This is a genomic window from Coxiella endosymbiont of Dermacentor marginatus (genome assembly GCF_907164955.1).
GTDB lineage: Bacteria > Pseudomonadota > Gammaproteobacteria > Coxiellales > Coxiellaceae > Coxiella.
The window spans coordinates 407,596-421,027 of record NZ_OU015521.1 but is presented as its reverse complement, the minus strand read 5'-3'; the positions used below and the strand labels follow the sequence as shown (position 1 = coordinate 421,027).

The following is a 13,432-nucleotide window of genomic DNA, read 5'->3' as shown; positions in this document are numbered from 1 at the left end:
AAAGAGCTCCGTCCGAATAACTAACCAATCCGAATAACCGACTAAAAAAATTAAAAAACAGCAAATTAAAAAACAGCGAAGAAAAACTATAGCTAGAACAAAAAATTAATTTCCTCAATCTGGTACTAAATCTGGACGTATCACCCAGTTAAGTATCCATCGATGGTTTTCTATTCGCTCTAAACAGACTATTGTTCCAGGTAAAAAACGAAGGATATCGTAGCTGTATTTCCCTAAAATAAGAGTACTTACTAGCTGAGACATGAAAGGCATATGTCCTACTAGCATAGTATCATCATTCCATTCTTGAATAAGGTCGATTAAAAGCTTTATAGAGTGATCGGACCTTAATAGTGCGCAAACTTCTACAGTCTGATGTTCTAATACAGCCAAAATTTCTGCACTTTGTTGTGCTCGCAATTTTCCACTATGCATGAGATGCGTAACATATACTCCTCGATGTTTTAAGTAAGCAGCCAACTTACTAACTTCATTAATTCCTTCTTGAGTCAGTGATCGTTCACCTGTATGATCCGGTAGCTGTTCAGCACGACCATGGCGGACACAAAATAATTTCATGGAAGCCCCCTGATAGTAATTAGTAAGGACTTGATTCTATACTTGTAATAGGGAAATATAAATCCCTGAGTCAATTAAATACTATATTGAAGCTTTTGTATAATTGGCCAAAGCAGCCTTCAATTTTATTAACTTCCATTAAAGTGTTTAAAAATATTTCGCTCCTGAAACAGATATTGACAGAGTTATAGAAGACTCCGTAGAATGCCTAAGTTTCTCATGGGGCTATAGCTCAGATGGGAGAGTGCTTGCATGGCATGCAAGAGGTCAGCGGTTCGATCCCGCTTAGCTCCATTGTTCTGTTTTGCCTCCAAATTTTTCAGAATAAGTTTCTGGGAGATCAGTCTTGGAAGCTCTATCGGAAGATCGGAAGAAATAAGTATAATAAGTTAAAGCGCTTAAGCTAAAATACTGTGCAGAATAAAATGTTTAGTGAAAAGAAGATAAACCTTTTGCCCGCTTTACCTTTAGTGGTCTAGAGGGCTCCCAAAACGCCGCGAGGTCCCCATCGTCTAGAGGCCTAGGACACCGCTCTTTCACGGCGGTAACAGGGGTTCGAATCCCCTTGGGGACGCCACTACAATTCTATACTTCTCGGTGGATACTACTTTCACTAATGAGTTAACCATTTTGATGATGATTGAGAAATCAAGCAGCAACCTAATGTAAGTCTCTTTCATTGAGCGAAGAAATATTATAATATTAAATACTTTGGCATTTTGGCAGCTGATCTTTGAAAAATGTTTGGATGCCAGCTGGCATCCAAACAAATAAATCTTTTGTAAATTTGTCTATTTATGATAGCCACAAAGCTAATTAATATTTTCCTTACCTTAGTTATGAACATTTTTAAACCTCTCCTCGTGCATTTCTTATAAAAATCTTTATATATAGATTATATAGGCTGTTTTATTTGGTAATAGTGCTGTTATGACTTAAAAAACTCTCCAAATTTTTATCTTATACCCATCCATCCCTGCTAAGGGGTAAAAAATATTTGATTGAGTTTATATTAAAGTCAAGAATCAACCCTCTTTTTAGAAAAAGTAAGGTTGATGCTTGTGAGATTTTACATAGCTCTCTTAAGTAAATACATCTGCTAAGATTAACTCTAATAAGAATATTTATAGCAACATCATCTAAAAGTAACTCCATCTTTTGATGGAAGGTTCTTCGATAATATATAATCCCTTTCAAAAATTTTTTTAAAAAGGGTTAATATTAGCTTTTTTATATCTATCTTAAATAAAATAATATTAGTGATAACAAGTCAAAAAAATAACTAAACTCCCATAAAAAATTGAGATTCTTCATTTAGTTAGGGACAATGTTAAGACAAATCTGAAATTATAATACCAGGTCTTTAAAGAGTCTATTTTAGAGTACATAACTGATGATACTCTTGCACAATAAATGTAGTTCTAATTAATTTACTCTTTTTTCTTATTACTATTCCATATATTTTGAAAATAAGATGTCTAAATCTACAAAAAGCGTATCAAAAACATCATAAGATTGAATAAATTCGGCACTTGATAATTCCTCCTCACCCGAGAAGGAGCTTCTAAATATTTTTACCTATCCCTACTTATTTGAGTGTATCTTATTTATAGCTTAGTAAATAATAATTCATTGGTAAAAAATTATAATATTAAAAATATATTATCATTTTCTTAATATAATGAGAGATTTTGATTTAATATAAATGTTCTCCTTGAATTTAGATAGGAAATAAATTTTTAAAAATTAAATTACAGAAAGATTTGCATTGAAAGATCGATTGCACAGAGATGTTTTGTTATAGCACCGACAGAAATAAAATCAATGCCTTTCTTAGCAATCTTATGAATATTTCGTAAATTTATATTCCCAGAAACTTCGAGCTTTGCTTTTCCATTATTAATAATGATAGCTCTTTTTATGTCATCACTGTTGAAGTTATCTAACATAATAATATCCGCTTTTGCCTCAAGAGCTTCTCGTAATTCTTTCAGATTTTTAATCTCTACTTCCACCGATTTTTTAGGATAGTAATTCCGTGCTTTTTGAATGGCCTTAGTAATTGAACCACAGCTTATAATATGATTTTCCTTAATGAGATAAGCATCATATAGCCCCATACGATGATTTTTACCCCCACCACATTGAACAGCATATTTTTGCGCATAACGCAAACCAGGTATTGTCTTTCGAGTATCAAGTAATTGAATCTTAGTATTTTTTAATTTTTCTACATAATAAAAAGTAAGAGTGGCTGTTCCAGATAATGTTTGTAACCAATTAAGTGCTGCCCGTTCACCCGTTAAAATTGAGCGGGCCTTCCCTGCTAATTCCACAAGCAAATGGCCACCTGAGATAAAATCTCCCTCATTTACATTCCAATGTATTCTTACTTCAGGATCTATCTGTTGATAAACCATATCAAACCAAGGAGTACCACAGAAAATGGCTTTTTCTCGAGAAATAATAGTTGCCCTTACAAACTTATGAGGTGAAATTAATTGAGCAGTGATATCTCCTGTTCTAATATCCTCCTCAAGACTTGCTCGGACAGATTTTTCGATAGCCTTTCGATTCATTTGCTAAGATGTTTCAAAGCTTTTAGTTTCTTTTTTTTTTTGACGACGTTTGTGTAAGGACCATAATGTTTCAATAGGACCAAAAATCACATACAAAAAAGAAAGGATGAGCAGAATATCTGGTGGATCAAAGGCAATTAACGCTAAGATCAACACTACACCCAATATCATTACGAAAGGAACACGATTACGCAAATTGATATCTTTAAAACTACGATAACGAATCGTGCTTACTTTCAGAAGTCCTAATAAAATAACCACGATTGTCATTGGAAAAGCGATACTTTCACCTGCTATATCATAAGTACTACATACCCATACAATACTAGCTACCAACGCCGCCACAGGCGGCGTTGGTAGCCCCTGAAAGTAATTTTTATCAACTTTTTTTACCTGAACGTTAAATCGTGCTAAACGTAAAGCTGTACAGGCCGTATAAATGAATGCAGCTAACCAACCGGGCTTTCCCATAATTGCAAGAGACCAGTTATAAACCACTAGAGCAGGAGAGATACCGAAACCAATCATATCAGCTAGACTATCAAGATGTGCCCCAAATTCACTTTGGGCGTGCAATAGCCGAGCAATTCGGCCATCTAAGCCGTCCATTATAAAGGTAACAAGAATAGCTATAGCAGCCGCTTCATAACGGCCTTTCATAGCAGCTACTATAGCATAAAACCCTGAAAACATAGCGCCTACAGTAAAAAGGTTTGGCAAAAGATAAATACCACGAACTCGAAGTTGTTTAGTTTCAGTCAAGAACTCCCCCCCTGGAAAATTTGATAAAATGCTATAATATATACTGTTTAAGTATATTACACATTATAGTACGCCACTCATATAGACTATGCGATGAAAAATAAGAAGCCAAGAATTATCATCGAAGGAGTGACAAAATCAGGTGAACTTTTTCGACCAAGCGATTGGGCCGAACGTATGAGTGGTACACTTTCAACCTTTCATAAACACCGTATCCATTACTCTCCTCTACTACAGCCCTCTTTGAAAGATGACCATAAATGTGTTGTCATCGATCCTCGTCTGAAACAATCTAATCCTGAGCTTTACAAATCTATAATAAAATTTGCTAAAGCTAACAACTTACGAATTTGCAAGGAAGATTCCGATTAAATGGCCAGAAGGGGATGTCATGCAAGGTGGTCACCCAATAACTCAAAAATCCGAAGAAACTATTTTTATAGATGGCCAGAAGCATTTTGATTCTCTGTTATCTGATATTGCAAAAGCAAAACATTCCATTGATTTAGAAACTTATCTATTTCATAACGATACTCTTGGAAAATGGATTGCATTTAAGCTAACAGAAGCCGCAAAGCGTGGAGTTAAAGTCCGGGTAATGGTTGATGGTGCCGGAAGCCCATTTTGGAGCGCGAATTTTGCCCGCTTCTTAGAAGAAGCGGGAGTAAAAACTAAAGTTTTCCATCCATTTCCTTGGCAATTGTGGGATTGGAGCCGTTCTATCGTTAAATTACCCTCTCTTATAAAATGGATTTATTTAATTCTAAAAATTAATTTTCGAAATCATCGGAAAGTCTGCATTATCGATAAAGAAATTGCCTATATCGGTAGTCTTAATATCAGCAAATATCATTTATCTTTAAAAGAGGGAGGAGACGGATGGCGCGATACTTCGGTACGCCTTACCGGAATTGATTTAAAAGAATTAATTAAGGCATTTGATGTAGCTTGGTATCATTGTACAATTAAAGAACGCTTACGAGAAATTTTTAACCAAATGCGAAAAGATCCCCTTATCCGTCTCAATTACACTCGTCAACGCCGGCGCATTCTTTATAAAAATTTACTTCGTAAAATGGCTAATTGCACACACCGTATTTGGATCACCAATGCTTATTTTGTTCCTGACAATTTTCTATTAAAAAAATTGAAAGAAGCTGCTCATTCTGGAATTGACGTACGTGTTTTATTACCTCAGAAATCTGATGTGGTTATGATGCCTTGGGCTTCCTCTACTTTTTATTACAGTTTGCTTAAAGCAGGGGTGAGAATTTTTGAGTATTTACCTTCAATGTTACATGCAAAATCACTGATTATCGATGATTGGATGATTATTGGTTCAAGCAACCTTAATCATCGTAGTCTAATTCACGACTTAGAGGCGGATATTCATATTAATTCTAAGGAAGCTAAAAAAATATTGGAACGACAATTTCTAGAAGACCTTAAAAATTCTCACGAAGTCTCGTTAGACAGTTGGCAGACATTACGCCCTCGCAGTCAACGATTGATAGGAAGATTATTGCTTTATATTAAATATTGGATATAAATATACATAGTTGTCTAACTAAATTTTTGATACTGCGTGTAAACGCCCCTCAAATTTTCCACGAAATTTTCCTCTCCGCAATAAGCGACCTCTCTAATATACTAAAAAAAGTCATTTATTTTTTAATCATCTTGTTACTTATTGACAATGTGCTATGCTAGACTTTCCCCAAAAAGCTATTTGTCGAAATCGAGCTCCTCATTAGCATAGGATTGTAAAGAGGGGTTTAAGAGTAGTTGTTATTTCTTAAATCTGGGTGATATGCGATAATCTTAAGTATTAGTAATGAATTTTATCTATCGTGCAAATTAATAAATAATGTAGAACTAATAAGTTATGCGATCTTTTTATAAAGCTTTATTAAAAAATCCAAGAGCAATAGGTTCAGTAACACCAAGTTCTCCCTGGCTTGCTCGCGGAGTAGCTTCGATGGTTTTACTCTCCAAAGGCTATATCCTTGAGATTGGGGCTGGAACTGGTGCTATTACTAAAGCTTTATTACGGCGAGGAATTCCGCATCATCGACTCATTATTGTTGAAAGCTCCGAAATATTCGTAGATGAACTTAAAAGTAAATTTCCCTTAATTAAAATTTTCCAAGGTGATGCTAAAAATTTATCTGAACTATTGGGAGATTTATCGAAAAATATTGATACAATAGTTTCAAGTTTACCTTTATTAATTCTTCCAGAAAAAACAAAAAACAAAGTAATTTCTGAAATTGAAGAATTATTAAATCCGGGAAATTATTACATTCAATATACTCACGGATTTTTTTCTAGTGTTTTTGAATCGAAAATTCGATTCAAAAAAATTAAATCTAAAAATATTTGGCTTAATTTTCCGCCAGCACGGATCGATGTTTTTAAAATAGAAGAAAATTAAATGTGAATAAATTATATTTATATAGCAAATACCCTTTAATAACAAATACCTTGGCCTATTTACAATCGCGACGATCACGTTGGTAAAAGGGTAAGAATTTCTCATGGGAATACCTAACGTTTCACTCATTTAAATCACGTAACACCTTTATTTTATTATAGTATAAAATAATTAGGCTGAATTAAAGGTTTTTCTTAACTATCAAGTTAATAAGAAAATAATTTTGCTTCTGAAGAAGGTAGTAAGAGATGTAGTAGTATCACAGTAGAAACAACACAGTGGAAATCTTACACTCGTTATTCGAATAAAGAAATCACTGCTTCTCCCTATTCCAATCTTTATTCCTCCCTTATTTAAGAATAAAAATTTTAGTAATCCAAATCTTATTTATAACGAGGAATTTACCGATGGAAGTTTATTCTTTTCAACTGTTGCAGACAAATACTCGCTAATTGTGCTACCGTTGATCTGGAATACTGTTTTTCTATTTTTACTAATTCCTGTTTGGCTTGAATAAATTGACCATTTTCCGCATGAATAATGGCTAACTTCAATTGGGCGTTAGGCATTTTTTCGGAATTAGGAAATTTATCTTTAATCATTTGAAATTCCAGTACTGCTTTTTTTCTATTTTTTTGTTCTAGGTAAATTTCTCCCAGCCAATAATGAGCATTTGCGATATAATTTCCATTAGGATAATCATTTAAATAATTCTGAAAAGAAGCTTCAGCTTTGTCATATCGCTTCTTAGTTAAAAAATTAAGTGCTTTTTGATAAGTTGTAGAATCTTTTAATTGAATATTTCCATTATAGGGAAGTAAATTCCTATCAGTTTTTTGTGAAGAAGCATTGTCATTTAAGACATCGCTATTTAAATTTTTAAGTTGTGTGATTCGTTGGTTAAGATCATTGTAAAAACTGCGTAATTGGTTATTCACTAATTGTAAATCACGCTGTTGTTCTTGTAGTTGACCTCGTATTTGAGCTAGCCGCTGTTGAAGATCTGTAATCTGCTGAGGTAAATTCATGTTGGTAAGATTATTAATTTGCTGTTCCAGATGAGTTAGCCGCTGACTATTGGTCAGCGGCTGTACAGGTAAAGAAATAGAAGCACTAGGAGTATTAGTTCCGATAAATAACTCATTGGATATTAATTTAGGTATTTCTGTTTGAGTCTCTTGACGACTGCTAGCTTGTTGTGTAATATCAAAGACCGGGGCAGCTCCCAGTGCTGTATCCCATGTTAATAAGATAGTTATCAAACACTTTAAAACATATAAAATTTTTATTTTCATAATTAATAAGCCTCATAAATTAAATTAACTCGTCGATTCAGTCGCCACGCATAATTATTGTTGCTACTTCTATCCTCACTAAACACAACTGGATGTTCTTTCCCATAGCTCACCATATTAAGTTGTGATGGAGCGACACCTTCTTGTTCCAAAATACGAGCAACAGCCTGATCACGACGCCAACCTAATCCGATATTATATTCCCGACTGCCTCGATTATCCGTATTACCTTCCAATCGGACTTTTGCTTTTGGATAGGTAACCAAATAATTAGCTTGGATACGAATTGCTTGAAGATCGACAGGTCGTACTATTGTGCTATCAAAATCGAAGTAATAAGTTTGATTAGCAGGGGCAACTAAGGAATTAATAATAAGACCTTGTGAATTCCGCATCACTTGACCATGATAGTAGCCAAATTGCTCTGGCAACGTATAGGTCTTAACGCCATCTCTAATGCCAGTTACTGCGCTTCCTGTACCTATCGAAGTAGGATGGCTGTTACAAGCCGTCAATTCAAGTACAACCGCACCTAAAATAATCCATTGGAATCTTTTTTTCATATCTATCCCCTCTAACATTTTCTAACTTTAATCATTACTACTGCTGTTTCCTTGCTTTGTAATGATGAATATTAATTCAAAAAAGGTGACCACGCTGGTTCTTGGAAAATTCCATCTCTTGATGGTAATCGTGATTTTATTTGTCCATCGATAGAAACTTGCGCGAGTATCTCTTGACTTCCGTATTGAGTTGCATAGATAATCATTTTACCATTCGGCGCCAAACTTGGAGATTCATCTACCCCACTTTGGGTTAGAATTCGTAATTGCCACGTTGTTAAATCTTCATACGCAATACCAAATAAACCATTTTCTTGATGCATCATGACAATCGATTTCCCATTGGGCAAAAAAGATGCTCGCGCATTGTAATCACCTTGGTAAGTTAATCGAGTAATCGCATTGTTACTAAAAGAATATTTATAAATCTGAGGCGTACCGTCCCGATTAGAAGTAAAGAGTAGCGTTTTTCCATCAGGTGACCAAGCTGGTTCTGTATCAATAGCCCAGTCATTGGTAATTTCAATTAATTGTTTCGTCACTAAATTTAAAACATAGATGTTAGGATTACCTGTTTTTGTAAGTACTAACGCTAAACGGGTTCCGTCCGGTGAAAAAGCAGGTGCTCCATTAATACCCGGAGAATTACTAATGCTTTGGCGTTGTCCGGTAATTAAATTTTGCACATAAATAATTGCGTGTTGTTCTTCGAAAGAAACATAAGCAATTTTTTCCCCATCAGGAGACCAGGTGAGAGACATGATTGGCATATGAGAAACTAAAAGAGGTTGAGGATTAAAACCATCCGCATCAGCTACTTCTAAGGTATATGTAGAGGATTTATCTGGAAAATGCTGAACAAAAACATACGCAATGCGTGTAGAAAAGATTCCTCGTACTCCCGTCATTTTTTGATAAATGAGATCACTGATATGGTGAGCAAGACTTCGTAAATTCTGGGTCTTCACGTTAAAGGAATCGCTTAATAATACATTGTGCGAATCAAAGACATTCACTAAGGTGAATGCCACTTGATGACGATTAATTCCTGATGGTCGAATAGCACCAATAATTACTGCGTTGACTTTTTGTTTTTGCCAATAATGATAATTTATCTGTTGCAAAGATTTCGGAGTTTTCACTAAATGATTAGGCTCTATTACTCGAAATTGCCCACTTTGTTGTAAATCGTTTTTGATTACTTGCAGGATTGTTTGGTCACCGGAAATAGAAACAGATTGTCCTACGAAAGGCGTAATAGCAATAGGAATCGTAGAAATCATACCTTTCGTTAATTCTAAATCTAGTGCAGCATAGATTGGAATAAAAACTAATGAAGCGAGGATATAAAGAACTATCCGATATTGTTTTTGCATGGCTTTTATTGCATTGAGATATTTCTGATAGATTATAATGTTATTACTAACTTTTATGCAACGAGGGCCAAGTATTGGCTTTAACTTGCAAAGGTCGAGCTGTCAAGCGCAATTCATGAAATTGAGAAAAGAGAGAACTATCTTGTGGTACTGGTAAAGGAGAAGCCTTAAAGACCGCCACTCGAGCTGAACGGTCTAACACAGGATCACCACTGCTCTGAAGTGTTGTTACCGATAAAACAGCTCCACCAGGCGCTAAGCGAATAAGTAAAATACAAAAAAGATTTTTATTAGTGTTTACAGGCATAATCCATTGTTGTTGGATAACTTGTATGATTTGTGCTTTGTATCGATCTAAAATTCTTTGATTTTGCTCTGTCTGACACATTTTAGCTACTTGAGTTTGCTCTCGCTGTATTTCTTTTTGTAATAGTTGCTGTTGTAATTTTTGTTGTTTAGATACTATTCGATGATATGTAATTTTCTGCTGCTGCTTTCTTAAATCTAATTCCTTTTTTCTTACTACTGCTTCTTGTTTCTTCTTTTGTTTTATGTGCAGTTGTTTCATATGCAAATCCGTAAGCCGCTTTTGTTTAGCGATTTTTTGTTTTTTTAACACTTGAATTTTTTCTTTCAATCCTCGAGCGCATGCTTGTTTAGCTTCGTGTTTTTGTTTTTTTGCTATCTTCATAGCATTAATTTCATTGTCAATAACTGTTTGGCTTACAGTTTCTGCTTTAATATTTTTAATAAAAGTCACAGAAGACGATGGATTATTTATCCGATAAGTATTCGAAGAAGATAAATTGATAGTGAACAGAATTAATAGAATTATATGAAAGAAAATAGAAACACCGAACGGCAAACAGTAAGGGGGCGATATTTTCAACACCTCATTAGCCCTCCTAAACTTGATCACATTAAATACTGGAAATATTAAATATTAGAAATATTTTTGTAATTCTTCTGATATTTACCACAACCTATCTTGCACTTCATAGGCAACCATTAAAGATAATTAGTTACATTATACAAAACTAAACAACTAAAAAAGAATACAATAGTTAGGTGCCAAACAAGAAATTAAAATATTCACCCCTAATTATATATAACCTCCTATAACAATCCAGCAAAATCTGCGCAGTAATCAGACTAGTTAAGAAACTTAGAAATGTATTAATTAAGAAAACTATTCTACTAAAAAGATATGCAGTATGTTAAGCTTTGGTTGATTATCATAAGACATGATTGTTTAATAGCCGATCACTAGAGCTTCTATTATTAAATGGATACTAGAAAAATTGAGAGAAATTAAGGTTAAGGGATATTCTCTCTCTTTTTAATTTTTACTCTATGTAGACAATAATCTGGAAGGATCACAAAAATTAAAAAACTATTAAATCAGTATAATAGCATTATTTTTGGAAGGACGCCTTGCTTGTAAGTGAATGATTCCTACTACTGATCGAATGAAGGAGCATCAATGAGTAAGCAGCATATTATATAGACTATGAACTGAATACGAGAACTGTTGCATTTATAACCAACAACATAAAATTCACTTTTAGCTTTTTTCTTTTAAAAAAGCTACTAGGTGTTCAAGAGGCACGTCTTCTGTCACAAGATTTCGACGAAACTTATACTCCACTACATTTTCATTTAAGCTACGCTCACTAACAACCAATCGATGAGGAATACCTATTAAATCCATATCTGCAAACATAGTACCTGGGTATTCTTTTCGATCATTCCAAAGGATTTCAAAACCCGCTTCGATCAATTCGTGATAGATTCGTTCACAAGATGATTGTACTCGATAAGACTTATGCCTATTGAGACCAATTAAAGCTACTGAAAAAGGAGCCATCACTTCAGGCCAAATAATTCCTGCTTCATCATGATTCTGCTCGATGGCTGCCGCTACTGTTCGTGAAATACCTATTCCATAACAACCCATTTGAATATAACGACTTTGCCCCATTTCATCGATTACAGTGGCATGCATTTTTCGGCTATATTTTTCGCCAAGTTGAAATATTTGTCCTACCTCTATTCCCTTGGCAAATCGTAAGCGACCTTTGCCATCAGGACTATGATCACCTTCAACCACATTCCGAAGATCAGCAACTTCTCTTAAAGGAATATCACGACCCCAATTAACGTTTACAAAATGGAAATCATCTTCGTTGGCTCCGCAACAAAAATTGGCCAAATGTGCAGCGTCTCGATCCACGATATAAGGAAACGCCAAATTTACAGGCCCTAAAGATCCAGGCCCAGCACCAATAGTTTCTCTAATTTCTTTTTCGATGGCAAAAACTAAAGGAGAAGCAACCCTAGACATATTTTGAGCTTTTATATGATTTAACTCATGATCACCTCTTAAAATTAATGCTACAAAAGGGATATCCTTTCCTTTCACAATGAGTGTTTTGATCCCATTTTTAGGAGAAATATTTATTAATTCAGCTAATTGTTTAATTGTGCGAATACCAGGGGTAGCTATTTTAGTCATATAATTCGTAGGATTAGCTGGCTCACCTTGAGGCGCTTGAGCGCTCGCTTTTTCAATATTAGCCGCATAATCACTTTCATCACTATAGACTACAATATTTTCACCCACATCGGTCAGCACTTGAAATTCGTGGGAATAGTCACCGCCAATAGTCCCTGTATCTGCTAATACTGTACGAAAATTTAATCCTAAACGCGTAAATATACGTGTATAAGTGTTATACATTTTATTATAAGTTGCTTGCATACCTTTTTTATCAAGGTCAAAAGAATACGCATCTTTCATTAAAAATTCACGCGAACGTATCATGCCAAATCGTGGGCGAATTTCATCGCGAAATTTTGTTTGAATCTGATAAAAGCTAACAGGTAATTGTTTATAACTATTTAATTCCTGCCGAGCGATATCCATCATTACTTCTTCGTGAGTGGGGCCAAAACAAAATGTATTTTTATGCCGATCAACAATTTTTAATAATTCTGCTCCATACGCTTCCCAACGGTTCGATTCTTGCCATAAGCTCGCAGGTTGCACGATGGGCATTAATAGTTCTAGCGCACCACTCCGATTCATTTCTTCTCGTACAATATTTTCTACCTTTTTTAGCACTCGCAATCCTAACGGTAACCATGTGTATAATCCACTTGCCAATTTACGCAACATACCAGAACGAATCATCAAACGATGACTCGTCAGTTTCGCATCCGAAGGAATTTCTTTAACAGTGGCCAGAAAAAATTGGCTAATCTTCATGAGAAGAAAATTGTAACACAATTATTTCTTTCTTGAGAAAGAAGAGAATTATCTTGAATGAGGTGTTATTAAGAAGATATTAATCCTTCCCAGAAAAAGCAAGAAGTAGAGATGAAAGGAACGCATCCAAGTTCCAAGAAGCTGTAAATATTATTAAATAGGAGTACATAAAATATTATTAAATAGGAGTACATACCGTTTCTCAGCCTATTAATTTCCATTTTGGTTCTCGTGCCATAATAAAATAGGATTAACTACTTCTACTATGTCACTAAATACTTAAATTTCATCCTCATCTGTTCCAACTAAGCACAACCGAAATGATAAACAAATAATATTAAGTAACCTCATATTCTCTAGAATTAAATCAGGAATACCAGATGACAGAATATCGATTCTTCGCTAAATATAATTATTAGTTTGATGCGTATTAGAATTTAGTTTTATCGTTTGGAATCTTTCTAGAGAAAGCAGTTCCACCTAATTTCCCATATCTTTTAATATTAGTGAATTCGGACTCTTTTAAGATAAAAACAATGGACGAGATTATTATAGATTATGCTTCCGGTAAGATAA

Annotated in this window: 11 protein-coding genes and 2 tRNA genes; 5 read left to right on the top strand and 8 right to left on the bottom strand. The window is 34.5% G+C overall.

Features of this window, described 5'->3' with window-relative positions:
• Positions 1-114: 114 nt before the first annotated feature.
• Positions 115-579 carry a phosphohistidine phosphatase SixA gene (gene sixA, locus ONG85_RS01580; RefSeq protein WP_264435832.1) on the bottom strand — a complete coding sequence of 155 codons (465 nt, stop codon included), beginning with the start codon at positions 577-579 and terminating at the stop codon, positions 115-117.
• Positions 580-800: 221 nt separating this feature from the next.
• On the opposite strand from sixA, the gene ONG85_RS01575 reads away from it, so the two are divergent.
• Both ONG85_RS01575 and ONG85_RS01570 read left to right on the top strand, forming a co-directional pair.
• Positions 801-873, top strand: a tRNA-Ala gene (locus ONG85_RS01575).
• A gap of 207 nt (positions 874-1,080) precedes the next feature.
• Positions 1,081-1,156 (top strand) — tRNA-Glu (locus ONG85_RS01570).
• A gap of 1,174 nt (positions 1,157-2,330) precedes the next feature.
• Here ONG85_RS01570 and nadC read toward each other — a convergent pair.
• Both nadC and pssA read right to left on the bottom strand, forming a co-directional pair.
• Positions 2,331-3,158, bottom strand: coding sequence for a carboxylating nicotinate-nucleotide diphosphorylase (gene nadC, locus ONG85_RS01565; RefSeq protein ID WP_264435831.1), 828 nt, complete (start codon positions 3,156-3,158; stop codon positions 2,331-2,333).
• 3 nt (positions 3,159-3,161) lie between these two features.
• A complete protein-coding gene (pssA, locus tag ONG85_RS01560) occupies positions 3,162-3,920 on the bottom strand; it encodes a CDP-diacylglycerol--serine O-phosphatidyltransferase (protein ID WP_264435830.1) in 759 nt (252 codons plus the stop codon).
• 93 nt (positions 3,921-4,013) lie between these two features.
• Here pssA and ONG85_RS01555 point away from each other — a divergent pair, with 93 nt between their 5' ends.
• The 3 genes from ONG85_RS01555 to ONG85_RS01545 all read left to right on the top strand — a co-directional run bounded on the left by ONG85_RS01555 (position 4,014) and on the right by ONG85_RS01545 (position 6,354).
• A complete protein-coding gene (locus ONG85_RS01555) occupies positions 4,014-4,292 on the top strand; it encodes a DUF3579 domain-containing protein (protein WP_264435829.1) in 279 nt (92 codons plus the stop codon).
• 19 nt (positions 4,293-4,311) lie between these two features.
• Entirely contained in the window at positions 4,312-5,469 is a 1,158-nt protein-coding gene (locus ONG85_RS01550; RefSeq protein WP_264435828.1) for a phospholipase D-like domain-containing protein, read from the top strand.
• Positions 5,470-5,805: 336 nt separating this feature from the next.
• Positions 5,806-6,354, top strand: a complete 549-nt coding sequence (locus tag ONG85_RS01545) for a class I SAM-dependent methyltransferase (protein WP_264435827.1) — start codon at positions 5,806-5,808, stop codon at positions 6,352-6,354.
• 401 nt (positions 6,355-6,755) lie between these two features.
• On the opposite strand, the gene ybgF is transcribed toward ONG85_RS01545, so the two are convergent.
• The 5 genes from ybgF to ONG85_RS01520 all read right to left on the bottom strand — a co-directional run bounded on the left by ybgF (position 6,756) and on the right by ONG85_RS01520 (position 12,856).
• Positions 6,756-7,649: a tol-pal system protein YbgF gene (gene ybgF, locus ONG85_RS01540; protein ID WP_264435826.1), complete on the bottom strand. Its 894-nt coding sequence runs from the start codon at positions 7,647-7,649 to the stop codon at positions 6,756-6,758.
• A gap of 2 nt (positions 7,650-7,651) precedes the next feature.
• A complete protein-coding gene (locus ONG85_RS01535) occupies positions 7,652-8,212 on the bottom strand; it encodes an OmpA family protein (RefSeq protein ID WP_264435825.1) in 561 nt (186 codons plus the stop codon).
• 71 nt (positions 8,213-8,283) lie between these two features.
• Positions 8,284-9,588: a Tol-Pal system beta propeller repeat protein TolB gene (tolB, locus tag ONG85_RS01530; protein WP_264435824.1), complete on the bottom strand. Its 1,305-nt coding sequence runs from the start codon at positions 9,586-9,588 to the stop codon at positions 8,284-8,286.
• Positions 9,589-9,634: 46 nt separating this feature from the next.
• Complete coding sequence (tolA, locus tag ONG85_RS01525) at positions 9,635-10,480, bottom strand: cell envelope integrity protein TolA (protein WP_264435823.1); 846 nt, start codon at positions 10,478-10,480, stop codon at positions 9,635-9,637.
• A 672-nt stretch (positions 10,481-11,152) separates the two neighbouring features.
• A complete protein-coding gene (locus ONG85_RS01520; RefSeq protein WP_264435822.1) occupies positions 11,153-12,856 on the bottom strand; it encodes a proline--tRNA ligase in 1,704 nt (567 codons plus the stop codon).
• Between the last annotated feature and the right edge of the window lie 576 nt (positions 12,857-13,432).

What these genes read in the sequence shown, in the direction of transcription:
- sixA (WP_264435832.1), bottom strand. Translation starts at nt 579, where the DNA reads ATGAAATTATTTTGTGTCCGCCATGGTCGTGCTGAACAGCTACCGGAT.
- nadC (WP_264435831.1), bottom strand. Translation starts at nt 3,158, where the DNA reads ATGAATCGAAAGGCTATCGAAAAATCTGTCCGAGCAAGTCTTGAGGAG.
- ONG85_RS01555 (WP_264435829.1), top strand. Translation starts at nt 4,014, where the DNA reads ATGAAAAATAAGAAGCCAAGAATTATCATCGAAGGAGTGACAAAATCA.
- ONG85_RS01550 (WP_264435828.1), top strand. Translation starts at nt 4,312, where the DNA reads ATGCAAGGTGGTCACCCAATAACTCAAAAATCCGAAGAAACTATTTTT.
- ONG85_RS01545 (WP_264435827.1), top strand. Translation starts at nt 5,806, where the DNA reads ATGCGATCTTTTTATAAAGCTTTATTAAAAAATCCAAGAGCAATAGGT.
- ybgF (WP_264435826.1), bottom strand. Translation starts at nt 7,649, where the DNA reads ATGAAAATAAAAATTTTATATGTTTTAAAGTGTTTGATAACTATCTTA.
- ONG85_RS01535 (WP_264435825.1), bottom strand. Translation starts at nt 8,212, where the DNA reads ATGAAAAAAAGATTCCAATGGATTATTTTAGGTGCGGTTGTACTTGAA.
- tolB (WP_264435824.1), bottom strand. Translation starts at nt 9,588, where the DNA reads ATGCAAAAACAATATCGGATAGTTCTTTATATCCTCGCTTCATTAGTT.
- ONG85_RS01520 (WP_264435822.1), bottom strand. Translation starts at nt 12,856, where the DNA reads ATGAAGATTAGCCAATTTTTTCTGGCCACTGTTAAAGAAATTCCTTCG.